The sequence below is a fragment of the Neisseria mucosa genome (assembly GCF_013267835.1).
Taxonomy (GTDB): Bacteria; Pseudomonadota; Gammaproteobacteria; order Burkholderiales; family Neisseriaceae; genus Neisseria.
Genome location: NZ_CP053939.1, coordinates 97,278 through 111,940, shown reverse-complemented (window position 1 = coordinate 111,940; position 14,663 = coordinate 97,278). Strand labels below are relative to the sequence as shown.

General features: G+C 47.6%; 18 protein-coding genes and 1 tRNA gene. 7 read left to right on the top strand and 12 right to left on the bottom strand.

Annotated elements, in window-relative coordinates; all coding sequences use genetic code 11:
* Positions 1-81 precede the first annotated feature (81 nt).
* The 4 genes from FOC66_RS00500 to dapF all read right to left on the bottom strand — a co-directional run bounded on the left by FOC66_RS00500 (position 82) and on the right by dapF (position 3,226).
* On the bottom strand, positions 82-582 hold the full coding sequence (locus FOC66_RS00500) for a membrane lipoprotein lipid attachment site-containing protein (protein WP_430224400.1): 501 nt from the start codon (positions 580-582) through the stop codon (positions 82-84).
* Positions 583-736: 154 nt separating this feature from the next.
* Positions 737-1,669: a cysteine synthase A gene (gene cysK / locus FOC66_RS00495; RefSeq protein WP_155811692.1), complete on the bottom strand. Its 933-nt coding sequence runs from the start codon at positions 1,667-1,669 to the stop codon at positions 737-739.
* A gap of 106 nt (positions 1,670-1,775) precedes the next feature.
* Positions 1,776-2,378 (bottom strand): hypothetical protein, encoded by a 603-nt coding sequence (locus tag FOC66_RS00490; protein ID WP_003745583.1) that lies wholly within the window; start codon positions 2,376-2,378, stop codon positions 1,776-1,778.
* On the bottom strand, positions 2,375-3,226 hold the full coding sequence (gene dapF / locus FOC66_RS00485; RefSeq protein ID WP_003745582.1) for a diaminopimelate epimerase: 852 nt from the start codon (positions 3,224-3,226) through the stop codon (positions 2,375-2,377). Before dapF ends, FOC66_RS00490 begins: the two co-directional genes overlap by 4 nt.
* 180 nt (positions 3,227-3,406) lie before the next feature.
* Here dapF and FOC66_RS00480 point away from each other — a divergent pair, with 180 nt between their 5' ends.
* Complete coding sequence (locus tag FOC66_RS00480) at positions 3,407-3,898, top strand: hypothetical protein (RefSeq protein WP_003745579.1); 492 nt, start codon at positions 3,407-3,409, stop codon at positions 3,896-3,898.
* Positions 3,899-4,037: 139 nt separating this feature from the next.
* Positions 4,038-4,113: transfer RNA gene (locus tag FOC66_RS00475), tRNA-Asn, on the top strand.
* Positions 4,114-4,260: 147 nt separating this feature from the next.
* On the opposite strand, the gene FOC66_RS00470 is transcribed toward FOC66_RS00475, so the two are convergent.
* A complete protein-coding gene (locus FOC66_RS00470) occupies positions 4,261-4,596 on the bottom strand; it encodes a YbaB/EbfC family nucleoid-associated protein (protein WP_003678854.1) in 336 nt (111 codons plus the stop codon).
* A gap of 89 nt (positions 4,597-4,685) precedes the next feature.
* Positions 4,686-6,689: a DNA polymerase III subunit gamma/tau gene (gene dnaX, locus FOC66_RS00465; RefSeq protein ID WP_003745577.1), complete on the bottom strand. Its 2,004-nt coding sequence runs from the start codon at positions 6,687-6,689 to the stop codon at positions 4,686-4,688.
* Between the two features lie 198 nt (positions 6,690-6,887).
* On the opposite strand from dnaX, the gene FOC66_RS00460 reads away from it, so the two are divergent.
* Complete coding sequence (locus FOC66_RS00460) at positions 6,888-7,601, top strand: aldose epimerase (RefSeq protein ID WP_036493755.1); 714 nt, start codon at positions 6,888-6,890, stop codon at positions 7,599-7,601.
* Between the two features lie 57 nt (positions 7,602-7,658).
* On the opposite strand, the gene mltB is transcribed toward FOC66_RS00460, so the two are convergent.
* The 5 genes from mltB to rpsF all read right to left on the bottom strand — a co-directional run bounded on the left by mltB (position 7,659) and on the right by rpsF (position 10,317).
* Positions 7,659-8,738: a lytic murein transglycosylase B gene (gene mltB / locus FOC66_RS00455; protein WP_003745572.1), complete on the bottom strand. Its 1,080-nt coding sequence runs from the start codon at positions 8,736-8,738 to the stop codon at positions 7,659-7,661.
* A gap of 202 nt (positions 8,739-8,940) precedes the next feature.
* The gene (rplI, locus tag FOC66_RS00450) at positions 8,941-9,393 is read right to left on the bottom strand and encodes a 50S ribosomal protein L9 (protein WP_003678862.1); all 453 of its coding nucleotides are present in this window, start codon (positions 9,391-9,393) and stop codon (positions 8,941-8,943) included.
* A gap of 16 nt (positions 9,394-9,409) precedes the next feature.
* Complete coding sequence (rpsR, locus tag FOC66_RS00445) at positions 9,410-9,640, bottom strand: 30S ribosomal protein S18 (RefSeq protein WP_003678863.1); 231 nt, start codon at positions 9,638-9,640, stop codon at positions 9,410-9,412.
* Between the two features lie 6 nt (positions 9,641-9,646).
* Positions 9,647-9,949 carry a primosomal replication protein N gene (priB, locus tag FOC66_RS00440; RefSeq protein WP_172884830.1) on the bottom strand — a complete coding sequence of 101 codons (303 nt, stop codon included), beginning with the start codon at positions 9,947-9,949 and terminating at the stop codon, positions 9,647-9,649.
* Positions 9,946-10,317, bottom strand: coding sequence for a 30S ribosomal protein S6 (gene rpsF, locus FOC66_RS00435; RefSeq protein ID WP_003686150.1), 372 nt, complete (start codon positions 10,315-10,317; stop codon positions 9,946-9,948). The genes priB and rpsF overlap by 4 nt, the downstream gene beginning before the upstream one ends.
* A gap of 254 nt (positions 10,318-10,571) precedes the next feature.
* Here rpsF and hscA point away from each other — a divergent pair, with 254 nt between their 5' ends.
* The 4 genes from hscA to fdx all read left to right on the top strand — a co-directional run bounded on the left by hscA (position 10,572) and on the right by fdx (position 13,938).
* Positions 10,572-12,431, top strand: coding sequence for a Fe-S protein assembly chaperone HscA (gene hscA, locus FOC66_RS00430; RefSeq protein ID WP_003745567.1), 1,860 nt, complete (start codon positions 10,572-10,574; stop codon positions 12,429-12,431).
* An 84-nt stretch (positions 12,432-12,515) separates the two neighbouring features.
* A complete protein-coding gene (locus FOC66_RS00425; protein ID WP_003745564.1) occupies positions 12,516-13,145 on the top strand; it encodes a GIY-YIG nuclease family protein in 630 nt (209 codons plus the stop codon).
* On the top strand, positions 13,142-13,504 hold the full coding sequence (locus FOC66_RS00420) for a TIGR02328 family protein (RefSeq protein ID WP_003745563.1): 363 nt from the start codon (positions 13,142-13,144) through the stop codon (positions 13,502-13,504). Before FOC66_RS00425 ends, FOC66_RS00420 begins: the two co-directional genes overlap by 4 nt.
* Before the next feature lie 92 nt (positions 13,505-13,596).
* Entirely contained in the window at positions 13,597-13,938 is a 342-nt protein-coding gene (fdx, locus tag FOC66_RS00415) for an ISC system 2Fe-2S type ferredoxin (RefSeq protein ID WP_003745561.1), read from the top strand.
* A gap of 76 nt (positions 13,939-14,014) precedes the next feature.
* Here the strand turns inward: fdx and FOC66_RS00410 are convergent, their stop codons facing one another.
* Positions 14,015-14,635: a hypothetical protein gene (locus FOC66_RS00410; RefSeq protein WP_003745559.1), complete on the bottom strand. Its 621-nt coding sequence runs from the start codon at positions 14,633-14,635 to the stop codon at positions 14,015-14,017.
* Positions 14,636-14,663 lie beyond the last annotated feature (28 nt).

Below are 14,663 nucleotides of genomic sequence, written 5' to 3'. Positions count from 1 at the left end.
ATAGAGTTCAACAATACCGATATAAAATGCAAAAAGAAGGCCGTCTGAATATTCAGACGGCCTTCTCGGTTTATGACTTTTTTATTTCAAAGGCTGCATACCCATAACTTCCATCAAGAAGTTGGTAAATGCAGGATTGCTTGGCTTAGTATCCATGTTTTTCCAGCGTTGTTGCCAACCGCGCAAAGCACCTTGGATGTACTGTTTGGATTGCTCGGTAGTAATCTCACCACGTTGGCTGTCAACGGCAGAACGCAGATAAACTTCGTACATACTGTCATCGACGGAGTTGCGTCCCACTTGTTGGATACGGAAGCGGTTCAAATATTGGGCGGCCTGAACTTTGGTCAGGTTACCTTGGCTCACTTGGGTGCTCAAGCGGCGTGCTTCATCATGAATCTTGGAAACATCTGCCCAATGCGAAGGAGCCAAATGATAACCGCTGGCTGAAACTTGTGAATCAGCCTTAGGCTTTTTGACATTGGTTGGTCGAACTGGCACTTCTTTCAAAGTCGGAACATAAATCGATTCACAACCGGCAAGTGCCGCTACGGCAAGGATAGGAAGAATGTATTTTTTCATAATGCGCATTATAAGCATGATTCGTTGAAGAAACCAACTTTTGAATAACGGTATTCAAAACAGATTAACTGAATTACAACAGATTTCATACGATATCTCAAGCCCATACGCAAAAAAGGCCGTCTGAAAACGGCCTTTTAACAACAATCCTATATTATGCCAAATCGGCAAACAGAGGTGTAGAAAGATAGCGTTCGCCATATGATGGCAACAAGACAACGATCAGCTTGCCTTCGTTTTCAGGTTTTTTGGCCAGTTGCAATGCGCTCCATACTGCCGCACCTGAAGAAATACCCACCAAAATGCCTTCTTTTTCGGCCATAGCGCGCGCAGTTTCAAACGCTGCCTCGTTAGGTACTTTGGAAATGCTGTCATAAACAGTCGTATTCAAAACGCTGGGGATAAAGCCTGCACCCAAACCTTGAATCGGATGAGGGCCTTTTTCGCCGCCACTCAATACTGGGGAAGCTTCAGGCTCGACGGCCACGATTTGAACTTCGGGTTTGTATTTTTTCAACACTTCGCCCACGCCGGTAATCGTACCGCCCGTACCCACACCGGCCACGAAAATATCCACTTTACCGTCTGTATCGCGCCAAATTTCTTCGGCAGTGGTTTTACGGTGAACTTCAGGATTGGCCTCGTTATCAAATTGGCGCGGCATGAAATAAGTGCCCGGATGTTCGTCCACTAAAGATTGGGCTTTGGCGATAGCGCCTGCCATGCCTTCGGCAGCTGGGGTCAAAATCAATTCTGCACCGAACGCACGCAGCAGCATTTTGCGTTCTTTACTCATGCTTTCAGGCATGGTGATGGCCAATTTATACCCCCGGGCCGCGCACACCATGGCCAAACCGATACCGGTATTACCGCTGGTTGCCTCGACGATAACGGTATCTTTATTGATTTTACCGGCTTTCTCGGCCGCTTCAATCATAGATTCAGCAATACGGTCTTTCACACTGCTGCCCGGATTAAAGAATTCAAGTTTAACGGCAATTTGCGCTTTTAAACCTTCGGTCAGGCGGTTCAGTTTCACCAGAGGTGTGTTGCCGATCAGCTCGGTAATATTATTTGCAATTTTCATTTCCTGCTCCTGATTTAGATGTAATACAGCCTGCATATTAAACTCAGGCCGTCTGAAAAACCAATATCGAAAATTTCTTTCTTTATAACTTTTGGTTCAAGCGCGGTCAATATCCACTGCGCTCAAAAATCAATGCAACGGCAACCACAGCCTGCATCACGACGGCAACCATCCAGCCTGCCCACATCTGCCGCATACTGAAAAGAGAGGCAGGCTGCTTGCAAACAACCACGCGGTGCAGATAAAACACCAGCATCAGGACGCCCTGCAATGCAAACCAATAAATGGGTTTCAAAGCATAAATTTTCAGCAAGGCCGCCCATGCAAAAACCGAGCCTGCCAGCGGCAAGATGAAATAAACCGCGCAAGCCAGGAAAACAAAGGCCAAAGTCATGACGACGTTGGAAACGGCAAATAAGGTCAAACCGGCATATTCGCCTGCCGACCAAAACTTTCTGTCTTCCGTTTTACTGCAATCGTCAATAAAGAAAAAAACACTGGCGGCGGTCAGGTAAAAATGAGGGATGAACAAAGGGCCTGTATGCGTAAAGCCCCACATTCCGGGCAACAGGCGCGCTCCCAGTGCCGAAATCCCCAGCCACAACAACACCGCAGCCCAAAACCATTGAAACCGCTGCGCACGAAAAATAAACGCCAACGATACCGCAGCATACGCAATGGCAAACCAAAAATCCAAAGAAACCATCATGAATACTGCAACTCGCCTTCGAAAACGGTTTCAGCAGGGCCGGTCATTTGCACATCGCCACCTTCTTCCCAACTGATAAACAATTCGCCGCCAGGCAGAGTAACACGCACAGGCGCACCCGCTTTCAGCAGGCCATTGCGCACGCCGGCCACCACGGCCGCACACGCTCCAGTGCCGCAAGCCTGAGTTTCCCCCACCCCGCGCTCAAACACACGCAACCGGACGGACAACTCATCTTCAATCTGCATAAAACCGACATTGACCCGTTCAGGAAACTGCTCGTGCGATTCAATGGCACTGCCCCAATGATCCACCGGTGCGGTTTCAACATTATCAACCAAAATTACCGCATGCGGATTACCCATATTCACACAGCTTACCGGTACAGACTCCAAACCGACCAAGACAATATGTGTCAGCGCATCTTCCGTTTCACCATGTGCAGGCACAAACGGAATTTCAGACGGCATGAAACGCGGTTTACCCATGTTGACGGTAACCAAACCGTTATCCAACAGCTTCGGCACAATAATCCCTTTGGCCGTTTCGACCAAAATTTCCGTTTTATCCGTCAAACCCTTATCCGCGACAAAACGCGCAAAACAACGTGCACCATTGCCGCACTGCTCTACCTCCCGACCATCCGCATTGAAAATACGATACCGAAAATCGACCGCATCAGAAGAAGGCTTCTCCACCACCAAAAACTGATCAAAACCCACGCCGCGATAGCGGTCTGCCCATTGGGCAAGCGGCGCAGCCAACGGATCAAAATCCTGCTCGATGGCATTGACCACCATAAAATCATTGCCCAAGCCGTGCATCTTCGTAAATTTTAAAGTTTTCATTATTCATTCACATTCTTATTAAATCATTATTCCGGCACATTCTACACCAGAATGATATATCCGTTTCTATCTTGTTTTTCAGACGGCCTTGCGCCCTTTTACCAATACTAACACCAGCCACCCCGCAAAAATACTATACTTCCAACATTACAAACATTTCTTATTACAAGGATACACATTATGAAAAAAGTTCTCTTACCTGCCCTTTTGGCCGCTTCACTCAGCGCATGTACAGTCGGCACGCCAGGTGTTTCCGTCGGCTTAGGCGTCGGCACCGGCATCGGCCGCCATGTCGGTCTGGGTACATCCATCAACATCCCTGTCGGCTTGGACAAAACCAAAACCACCAAAGGCACAGATTCAGACGGCATCCGTATCTCAGAAGAACAAATCGTGACCTATTTTGATGCACACGGCACACCCAGCAACAGCGCAGTCAAAGGCGGCTTCCATCGCCAACTGATCAGCAAACGCAACAACGAATATGTCGTCCAAGACTTTTACAGCGACAACAGCCAAAAACGCACGGACCCCTATGTCCTCAGCCGCAACCAGCTGATGCAGTTCCGCGCCACGCCAAGCAACGGCTCGCTGACCACTTACGCCTACAACGGCACCGTGATGCAGCAGCAAGTGTTCCAAAACGGCAAATTGGTTAACGCCAAATACTAAAGGCCGTCTGAAACGGCTGAAAAGTATGTGAAACTTGATTACAAAATATTTTTAACATTCAAATATTTGAAATATTCTGCACCATTTTCTTGAAAATATGGATTGACACATTTTTTCCAGCCATTATAATACGCCCCATTCCCCGATAGCTCAGTCGGTAGAGCGACGGACTGTTAATCCGCAGGTCCCTGGTTCGAGCCCAGGTCGGGGAGCCAAATTTTAAAAGCCTGAACTTCTGTTCAGGCTTTTTTACATCAATAAAGAACGATTGTTCTTCCCCAAAGAAAGCCCTGAATCCTCATAATAAAAAAGGCCGTCTGAAACCCAAATCTGGCTTCAGACGGCCTTTTATTGATTTTAAATCAACGGAAGAAATCTCCCATGCCTGCTGGCAGGCCTTGGGTGAATGCGCCCATGGTTTTGTTGGTAGTTTCTTCGGCTTTTTCAGAAGCGGCATTGATGGCGGCCAATACCAAATCTTCCAGCATTTCTTTGTCGTCAGCGGCTTCTTGAATCAAATCAGGGCTGATTTCAAGTTTGCGGACAACGTGGGAACAGGTCATCACGACTTTCACCAAGCCGTTGCCTGCTTCGCCTTCTACTTCGGTTTCAGCCAGCTTGGCTTGTGCCTTTTTCATGTTTTCCTGCATTTGTTGGGCCTGTTTCATCAGGCCGCCTAATCCGGCTTTTCCAAACATGTTTTACTCCTATGGGTTTGAATAAATGGGTTTCACTCATGCCGTCTGAAAACGCTATTGCCTTTCAGACGGCCTTGTATATCAGTATGTTAAGAATGTCCTACCAACTCTAAAGAATCCGGCAGCCATTGCGCTTCAAAGGTTTGCAAGATTTTCTGCGCCGTCGTATCCGCTTCCAACAAATCTTGCGCCTGCTGCCGCCCTTCTTCTTGAATACGTTTACGACGCATCACCGGCGTTTCCCAGCCTTTATCATCTTGCCAAGGCTCGGTTTGCAGCCTTAAATTGCCAAGATGATAGGCCTCGCTCAACGTCTGGCAGATTTTATCCAAGCGCTCTTTATTGGCGGTGGCTTTGGCCTCATCCGTCAACGACAGCATGATTAAACCTGCTTCCGCATCATAACTCGTCCATGCCGCATTTTGCGCCAACATCTGCGCTGCACCTAATTTACGGGCGAAGCGTTCGATAATGCTGTGCCAATTCTCTGTTTTAAACTCAGGCAAAGGAGCGAACTGAAGCTCTTCTTCATCTCCCTCCTCTTCTTCAGACTCAGCAGATGCAACCGGCTGCGGTACTTCCATCGCATCAGCACGATGCGAATCTTCATATACATATGCTTCGTCAAAATACGGAGGCGGAATTTCCTCATCCATGTGCGGATATTCTTCCGGCTCAGGGGCCGTCTGAACTTTTACAACAGGCAATGGTTCCGCAGCTTCTTGTATCTGCGCCGTTTGAGTTTGAGGCGGCTCAGCCGATAATTGGCTCGGCATGTCTTCCCAAGGCGGTACATCCGCCTGTTGTTGCTGAACAGGCTGAACCGTTTCTTCAGACGGCCTTTCAACGGTATCCTGCTTGGCAGAAACAACCTCTTTCTCAACCGCCGGTACTGCTATCGGCTCAGATTTCGGCAGCTGAAAAGGCTTTTTTTCAGCCTCAGCTTTCTGATGGTTGGAATGCAAATCCGTATGTTCAATCTGACTTTGCGTATCGCAACCCGAAGCGGCCAATGGCGCAAATGCAAGCATGCGCAAAAGCGTCATGACAAAACCGGCATACTCGTCCGGAGCCAGCGGCAAATCCTGTTTGCCATAAATAGCACATTGATAATAAAGCTGAATCTGCTCGCCACTCAAAGCCTGACTTAAACGAAGCAAGGTTTCACGTTCAGGGTCGTCATTCGCCAAGGCGGAAGGAATGGTTTGAATCAAAGCCAAACGTTGCAACAGCATGGCCAATTCTGCCAATGCGCTGTCAAAACCAATCGCTCTGGCGGACATTTCCTGAGCCTTTTCCAGCAAGGCCTCACCGTTTTGATTGATGATTCCTTCAAGCAATTCAAACAAATATTGTTTATCGACCGCTCCGATCATCTGTCGGACATCTTGTTCGGCCACTTTACCCGAACCCATGGCAATCGCCTGATCCAAAAGGCTCAACGCATCGCGCATCGAGCCGGCGGCGGCACGGCCTAAAAGCTGCAAGGCCTGCGGCTGATAAGGAACGTTTTCACGGTCCAAAACATGTGCCAAATGCTCGGCAACCTGTTGAGTCGTCATGTTGCGCAAAACAAACTGCAAACAGCGGCTCAATACGGTAATGGGGACTTTGTGCGGATCGGTGGTCGCCAAAATGAATTTAACGTGTTCGGGCGGCTCTTCCAAAGTCTTCAGCATGGCATTGAACGCGCTTTTGGAAAGCATATGCACTTCGTCGATGATATAGACTTTGTATTTACCCGCAGTCGGCGCGTATTGCGCGTTTTCCAACACTTCGCGGATATTGTCGATACCGGTATTCGATGCCGCGTCGATTTCCAATAAATCCACATAACGGCCGCTGTCGATTTGCGTACAGCTTTCACACTGACCGCACGGCTCGCCATGCACGGCATTTTCGCAGTTCAAGCTCTTGGCCAAAATCCTGGCAATCGTGGTCTTACCCACACCGCGCGTTCCTGTCAGCAGATACGCATGGTGCAGACGGCCTTCGTCCAGCGCGTTGCGCAGAGCTTTGACGACGTGTTCCTGGCCGACCAAATCGGCAAAGGTTTTCGGACGCCATTTTCGTGCAAGAACTTGATAAGCCATGTTGTTTCTCTACGGGAAATAAATCGGAAGGCCGTCTGAAAAGAATTCTCCGCTTTTCAGACAGCCTCAGAAAATGGCATATATTCTAGCATTTTTTTGATTTTTATTAAGGATTTTCTATCAAGCCAACGGCGACAGCATATTACTGCAATGTTAGAATGCTACACAAATGATAAACAATTTGAAGCTCAAATTATTATGTCTGAAATCATACTACGCAACCAATCAGCCACCATGCAAGTCAACACAATGGGCGGATATATTGATTCCCTGATTCTAAAAGGACGGGAAGTCTTATTTCCGAAAACCAGCGTTCAAGTCGGCGATGACACAAAATTACGCGGCGGCATGCACGTATGCCTACCCCAATTCGGACCTGACAGCAAAAATCATCTGGCCCAACATGGTTTCGGCAGAACCTCAGACTGGAAAATCCGCCATCAAAATGAATCAGATATCGGCTTGAAATTAATCAGCACAGAAAAAGGCTATGAACACGTCGAATGGTTGCTCGATTACAGCCTGCCTAACGAAAATGAAGCCATCGCCATCCTGACCGTCTGCAATTACGGCGAATCGCCCGTCCGCACTTCTCCAGGATTCCACCCCTACTTTACCGCCGCAGGTACACAATTTGATTTCAACGGCGCGCCATACGATGCCGACTATATCTCCCATACCGAATTTGTTTCCTCCAACCAAGATGCACACGTTGCATTTGACGGCTTGAAACTGGATATCCGCACCTACAATCTGCCTGTGTACGCACTCTGGAGCGATCGAAACGGCCAATATACTTGTGCAGAGCCAACCGCAGAAGGCAATGCATTTTTATCCCCTGCCCGAGGCGGACAATTTGTTTCAGGGCACAGTAAAAAACGTTACGCCATGAAAATCAGACTGATGGCTTAACTCCCTTACAAATCCTCAATATCTAAAAACCACCCCGAAGGGTGGTTTTCTTATGGCTTACAGGCCATTGTTATTGATTGCATTCGCAATATCGCGTACCGCTGTTACATACATACGGCTGTGGTTGTATTGCCATACGGTGTAGAAGTTATTCAGGCCCAAATAGTATTCAAATACACCCGGACTGGTTTCCAAAGCATACAATACAGCTTTTTCATTATCGGCAACAGCAGCCTGAGGCACGACACCCAAGGCTTTGAAATCTGCGACAGTGCGTGTCAAAGCAGTTTTCTCATCGATAATCGCCTGCAAGTGCGGCGTAATCGTCAGACTGACCGGCACAACCATCTTACCGCCAGTCTGCCAGCCATGCTGTTTCATATAATTGGCGACAGAAGCCGCCACATCGCCGACATTATTCCAAATATCGCGATGCCCGTCACCATCATAGTCCACCGCCCATTTACGGTAGCTGGAAGGCATAAATTGCGGCATACCCATCGCGCCGGCATAGCTGCCTTTGAAGTCAAAGATATTTTCTTTTTCTTCTTTTGCCATCAGCAAAAGTTCGCTCAATTCGTTTTGGAAAAATTCGGCACGGCGGGGATAATCAAAGGCCAATGTACTCAAAGCATCGGCAACGCGGAAGCTGCCCGTATTTTTGCCGTAATTGGTTTCGATACCGAGAATCGCCACAATCAATTCGGCAGGTACGCCGTATTTGCGTGCCACATCATCGATTACAGCACGGTTTGCCGCATAGAATTGTCTGCCACCGTTAAATTTGGCTGCACCGGAGTTACCGGTGCGGAATTCATACCAAGGACGCGAAGTGCTTGGACGGTACATAATGGTAATAATGTTGCCTTTATACACCACGCCATTAAAGAAATTGCGCAACTCTTCCGCACTGAAACGGCGGTTTTTCACTTCATATTGGATAAACTGCTGAACATTGACGTTTTCATTAAAACCGCTGCTGGCAACAGATTCAGCCGCTGCATCAAATACAGGGCGTTTTGCAGAGAAAACAGGTTCGACAGGTTTTGCCGTATCAACAGCAGGCTTTTGCGGAGTGCCGCATGAAGCTAAAGCCAAAGCAGTCAGACCTATCCCAAAGATTTTGATTTTATTCATAAATAATCTCTTTACTAAATAATACGACAAACCCGAACACGAATGAACATTCGGCCAATACATCATCTCTTCCGCTATATTTCTAGACAGACTTAAAAAATATAGACAAATCGATATTTACTTACTTCGGCTCAAGCAGATAAACAAGGCCGTCTGAAATTCAAGGAAACCCTTGATTTTCAGACGGCCTTGAATGAATCAATTACTCAGCAGCTGCAACAACAGCAACGGTAATTTTAGCAACAGCGTCAGTGTGCAGAGCCACTTCAACTTCGTATTCGCCAACAGCTTTCAAAGGACCGTTAGGCAGACGTACGTTTGCTTTAGCAGCTTGGATACCGGCAGCAACAATCGCTTCAGCGATGTCAGCATTGGTAACAGAACCGAACAGACGACCATCAACACCGGCTTTTTGAGCAACAGTAATGGTTTGGCCTTCCAGTTTTTCTTGACGTGCTTTAGCATCAGCCAAGATCTCAGCTTGTTTGGCTTCCAATTCAGCGCGGCGTGCTTCGAATTCTTTCATGTTGGCTTCGGTTGCACGTTTTGCTTTACCGGCAGGGATCAGGAAGTTGCGTGCGTAACCGTTTTTAACGGTAACGATATCACCCAAGTTACCCAGACCGCCGATTTTTTCTAACAGAATAATTTGCATGATTTAAACTCCAAAATTATTTGTGTTGATCGGTGTAAGGCAACAGAGCCAGGAAACGGGCACGTTTCACAGCAGTAGCCAACTGACGTTGGTAGTGTGCTTTAGTACCAGTAATGCGGGCAGGGATGATTTTGCCGTTTTCAGAGATGAAGTCTTTCAACAAATCAACTTGTTTGTAATCAACTTCTTGGATTTTTTCAGCCGTAAAGCGGCAGAATTTTCTACGTTTGAATGATTGACGAGCCATTGTCGTTTAACCTTTATATTCTTTAATGTTCTGTATGCGTAGTACCGGCTTGGGGAAGCGTTGGCTGCGTTGCGCCAAAAAACCTTCCGACTCGATGACGACATCTTGCCGATACTGCCATTCCTCAGCCTGCTTACCTAAAATCCGCGCGGGAATTTCAAATTTAACCAGACATTTCTGTCCGTTTTCTTCCTGCCAAGATTCATGTTGCAACACAACATCTAAAACAGGAATTCCTGCCGGCGTATATCTCAAAGGCTGAACCTGTAAGATACGGGCGGTAAGCTTAATCAGATTGTTCAATCTTATTCGGCTGCTGCAACTTCTTCAGCTGCACCGTTCAGCAAGTTTTTTGCTTTCTCGCCGCCCAGCATTGGGGAAGCTTCAGTTACAGCGTGTTTTGTTTTGATGGTCAGGTGACGCAGTACGGCATCATTGAAGCGGAAAGCAGTTTCCAGCTCTTCAACCACTTCAGGAGTAGTTTCGATATTCATCAAAACATAGTGTGCTTTGTGGATTTTGTTGATTGGGTAAGCCAATTGACGACGGCCCCAGTCTTCCAAACGGTGGATTTTACCGCTGGCTTCAGTAATCATGGTTTTGTAACGCTCAACCATAGCAGGCACTTGCTCGCTTTGATCAGGATGAACGATAAACACGATCTCGTAATGACGCATGTTATCTCCTTATGGATGATTAAAAACAGCCTTTCACCATGCGAAGTAAAAGGCAAGGCAAAGAGGCTGAATTTTATCCGCATTTCTTAAAAAATACAAGTCCGGATTCAAAATCCACTTTCTTTTCAATTAAAAAACAACATTAACAACATTAGGCCTTAGGGTTATTTCCTAGCAAACCACTCAACTATCTGCCAAAAATCTGCTAAAATCTGCCCCATCCTAATAAATACAGCATCAGAAGGCACACAATCATGGCTCTTTTGCAGATTTCCGAACCCGGCATGTCCGCTGCCCCCCATCAACACCGCCTCGCCGTAGGCATTGATTTAGGCACAACCAACAGCTTGGTGGCCACCGTACGCAGCGGCAGCGCAGTCTGCCTGCCCGATTCAGACGGCCGCACCACCCTGCCTTCGGTTGTCCGTTATTTGGATGGCGGAGTCGAAGTCGGCAAAAACGCCCTTTCCGCACAAAAAACCGATCCGCTAAATACCGTCAGCTCCGCCAAACGCCTGATCGGCCGCACCCTTACCGACCTCACACAAGACGCGCAATACCTGCCCTATCAATTTACACCCAATGAGCGCGTGGTCGAATTAAACACCCGTCAAGGTGCGAAAACGCCTATCGAAGTATCGGCAGAAATCCTCAAAGCCCTTAAATTGCGCGCCGAAGAAACATTGGGCGGCGATTTGGTTGGTGCCGTCATTACCGTACCCGCTTATTTTGACGATGCCCAACGTCAAGCCACCAAAGATGCCGCGCGCTTGGCAGGCTTGAATGTATTGCGCCTCCTCAACGAGCCGACCGCCGCCGCGATTGCCTACGGACTGGATAACGCCTCGGAAGGCACGTTTGTCGTTTACGACTTGGGCGGCGGTACGTTCGACGTATCCGTATTGCAACTGACCAAAGGATTGTTTGAAGTCAAAGCCACCGGTGGCAACAGCGCATTGGGCGGCGACGACTTCGACCATCGTTTGTTCTGCCACCTACTCGAACAAAACGACCTTTCCAAACTCAACGAACAAGACAGCCAACTTCTGCTTTCCCTTGTCCGTACCGCCAAAGAAAAACTGACTACCCAAACCGAAGCCGTCATCGAAACCACACTTTCAGACGGCCATAAAGTCCATACTGTCATTACCCGCCAAGAGTTTCACAATCTGACCCAAAATTTGGTACAAAAAACCATCGAACCCGTCAAACAGGCTTTGAAAGACGCAGGCGTGACCAAAGCCGACATTAAAGGCGTGATTATGGTCGGCGGCTCGACCCGCATGTTGCATGTTCAACAAGCGGTCGCCACCTTCTTTGGACAAACTCCGTTGAACAACCTCAACCCAGACGAAGTGGTTGCACTCGGTGCCGCCATACAGGCAAATGTCCTTGCCGGTAACAAAACCGACGGCGAATGGCTGCTGCTGGACGTTACACCTTTATCACTCGGCCTGGAGACCTACGGCGGCCTTGCCGAAAAAATCATCCCGCGCAACTCCACCATTCCTACCGCGCGCGCGCAGGACTTCACTACTTTCAAAGACGGTCAGACTGCCATGACGATACACGTCGTACAAGGCGAGCGCGAACTCGTTTCCGACTGCCGCAGCCTGGCCAAATTTACCCTGCGCGGCATTCCGCCGATGGCCGCAGGCGCAGCGCGTATCCGCGTGACCTTCCAAGTTGACGCCGACGGCTTGCTGTCCGTTTCCGCACAAGAACAAAGCACCGGCGTACAGGCGCAAATCGAAGTCAAACCTTCCTACGGCTTGGACGACGGCACCATTACCCAAATGCTCAAAGACAGTATGAACAACGCCGCCGAAGACATGGCCGCACGCGCACGCGCCGAAGCCGTAGTCGAAGCCGAAAGCCTGACCGACGCCGTCAATGCCGCCCTTGAGTTGGACAGCGATTTATTGGAAGCCGAAGAATTGCAACAGATTCAACAAGACATTGCCGCTTTGCAAGGCTATCTGAAAGACGGCAAAGCCGAAGACATCCGCACCGCCGTCGCCAAACTCAGCCACAGCACCGACAACTTCGCCGCCAAACGCATGAACCGTAACATCCAACGCGCGTTGACAGGGCAAAGCGTTGATAATATTTGACGGCAAATGGTTTCAGACGGCCTTGAATCAAAAGGCCGTCTGAAAAGATATCCTCTTACAGAAATATAAAAATAAAGGACAACAATGGAAAAAGCAGGCATTGTCTATCTGATGAAAACCGTCATCAAAGGTGTATATAAAATTGGTATTACTGACGAAAATAATTTTGAAATTAGAATGCGCCATTTGGAAAACAACGGCTACGCAAACGTTGCTGGGTTAGAGCGCATTCTAGCCATTAAAACCGACAACTATAAAGAAAAAGAAACCTTACTTCATGAAATTTTCGGCGAAAGCCGAATAGGAGAAACTGAGCTTTTTGCAATTGATGAAAATCTTGTGAAAAGGCTTTTTCTCTCATTAAGAGGCGAAATTGTATTTCCTAAAAATGAAATAGCAGAGTTGGGTTTTGAAAAAACTGTCGAAGAACATCATCAAGAAAAAATTTTTGAAATAGACAGAAGTGCATTTATCTCCTTTATCAAAGAAAAGCACCAACAAAATCCTTCTATATTAAGAAATCTCATCTCTTCGAAAAATACACATAAACCTAAAAATTCCAAAGTCCGTCTCTATAAAGACGAATACTTTGGGAAAAGTGGAACAAAGCTAACTACTGAAATTGAAGAAGGTCTTCATATTTATACTACCTACTCAAAAGAAAATTTAGAGAAAGCTTACGCAGAATATTCAAAATTATTTGAATCACAATGAGACTCTGGCACCAAACCCTTATCCCCCTACTCCCCCGTGCCCAGCTTTTGGGGCAACACCGAGAATGCGCTGCTTTACGCGGAGCGGGCTGGGGCAGACCGCATGCGACGGTTAATTACGTTTTTACCCATTCTCCCTACAAACTCTATCTGTATCACGCGTTGATTATGGAAGAGATGGAAAAGCGCGGTTACAAACCCGATGCTTTATGGAAAGACCCGCTATATCGCGGCAAAACCGTTGCCCCATACCATTCGCACGCGGCTGAAACAGCTACTTCGCCGATTTATGCCGAACATGATGATGCCTACTTGGACGAATGCCTGGAAAATTTAAAAAGTAAAGGCATCATGTTATAAACCCATTTTTCAGACGGCCTGAATATTGAATACCCAAGGCCGTCTGAAACTACTTTAACCACAACCACTCTTAAACAACCGAGACAATAAAAATGCCAAAAATTACCGTACTCCCACACGCGACATTATGCCCCGAAGGCGCGGTTATCGAAGATGCACCAGAAGGTCAAACCGTCCTTGACGTACTGCTCGACCACGATATCGAAGTCGATCACGCCTGTGAAAAATCCTGCGCCTGCACAACCTGTCACGTCATCATCCGCAAAGGTTTTGACAGCTTGGAAGAACCGAGCGAACTGGAAGAAGACCTGCTTGACCAGGCATGGGGCTTGGAAGCCGATTCACGCTTAAGCTGTCAGGCAGTTGTTGCCGATGAAGATTTGGTCGTAGAAATTCCCAAATATACGATCAACCATGCACGTGAAGACCATTAAAACAAGGCTTAATGAAAAAGGCCGTCTGAAACCACAAATTCATGGTTTTCAGACGGCCTGTTGCTTATGCGGCAAACTATTTGATATGAGGAAAAATAAAACGCATACGCGAAATTTGCATGGAGGCCACCTTCTGCGTAGCGGAGTAATTTTCAATTTTCTCTTGCATTCTGATTTGATGCAGATTGCCGTTATAACGGGAAGTAGCGTTCTGAGATTTGTTTACTGTCGGCAGTTCGGCCTCTGCCTTCAACGCCTCCTCTGCCTCGATGGCCGAAAGTACAGCCTCATCCCTTGCCAAACCGAAACGCGCGATGATGGCATTGGCTTCATCTATATAATGAGATTTGTCCGCGCCATTTTCCAACACCGCATCTTCAAGCACGACCGACAAATGCTTGCCGCAATTTTCGATACGCTCTGCGATGCGCGAATAAACCATCCAACGTTTCAACCTCAATGCGCCTGCATCGTCGTTGGGTGAAGCGGCATCCAGTTTAATCAAGCCATAGTGTTTGCCGTAATACAGACGGAACACCAGCTGTTTCAAACCTTCTGTTTCGTCCAGCATCCGATAAAATTCGCGAACCAACAACAGCAAACGGTCGAATGCGCCTGCTTTGGACAGATACTCCGGATCATCGGAAGCGAGCGCGTAAATCAGTTTGGACAGCTTGGCGTTGAGTGCGTTATTCATCTTTTTTCCTTTTATTTTTAAGCGATGG

Bases quoted from the DNA above. Each gene is read 5' to 3' on its own strand.
- FOC66_RS00500 (WP_430224400.1), bottom strand. From the start codon at position 582: ATGAAAAAATACATTCTTCCTATCCTTGCCGTAGCGGCACTTGCCGGT.
- cysK (WP_155811692.1), bottom strand. From the start codon at position 1,669: ATGAAAATTGCAAATAATATTACCGAGCTGATCGGCAACACACCTCTG.
- FOC66_RS00490 (WP_003745583.1), bottom strand. From the start codon at position 2,378: ATGATGGTTTCTTTGGATTTTTGGTTTGCCATTGCGTATGCTGCGGTA.
- dapF (WP_003745582.1), bottom strand. From the start codon at position 3,226: ATGAAAACTTTAAAATTTACGAAGATGCACGGCTTGGGCAATGATTTT.
- FOC66_RS00480 (WP_003745579.1), top strand. From the start codon at position 3,407: ATGAAAAAAGTTCTCTTACCTGCCCTTTTGGCCGCTTCACTCAGCGCA.
- FOC66_RS00470 (WP_003678854.1), bottom strand. From the start codon at position 4,596: ATGTTTGGAAAAGCCGGATTAGGCGGCCTGATGAAACAGGCCCAACAA.
- dnaX (WP_003745577.1), bottom strand. From the start codon at position 6,689: ATGGCTTATCAAGTTCTTGCACGAAAATGGCGTCCGAAAACCTTTGCC.
- FOC66_RS00460 (WP_036493755.1), top strand. From the start codon at position 6,888: ATGTCTGAAATCATACTACGCAACCAATCAGCCACCATGCAAGTCAAC.
- mltB (WP_003745572.1), bottom strand. From the start codon at position 8,738: ATGAATAAAATCAAAATCTTTGGGATAGGTCTGACTGCTTTGGCTTTA.
- rplI (WP_003678862.1), bottom strand. From the start codon at position 9,393: ATGCAAATTATTCTGTTAGAAAAAATCGGCGGTCTGGGTAACTTGGGT.
- rpsR (WP_003678863.1), bottom strand. From the start codon at position 9,640: ATGGCTCGTCAATCATTCAAACGTAGAAAATTCTGCCGCTTTACGGCT.
- rpsF (WP_003686150.1), bottom strand. From the start codon at position 10,317: ATGCGTCATTACGAGATCGTGTTTATCGTTCATCCTGATCAAAGCGAG.
- hscA (WP_003745567.1), top strand. From the start codon at position 10,572: ATGGCTCTTTTGCAGATTTCCGAACCCGGCATGTCCGCTGCCCCCCAT.
- FOC66_RS00425 (WP_003745564.1), top strand. From the start codon at position 12,516: ATGGAAAAAGCAGGCATTGTCTATCTGATGAAAACCGTCATCAAAGGT.
- FOC66_RS00420 (WP_003745563.1), top strand. From the start codon at position 13,142: ATGAGACTCTGGCACCAAACCCTTATCCCCCTACTCCCCCGTGCCCAG.
- fdx (WP_003745561.1), top strand. From the start codon at position 13,597: ATGCCAAAAATTACCGTACTCCCACACGCGACATTATGCCCCGAAGGC.
- FOC66_RS00410 (WP_003745559.1), bottom strand. From the start codon at position 14,635: ATGAATAACGCACTCAACGCCAAGCTGTCCAAACTGATTTACGCGCTC.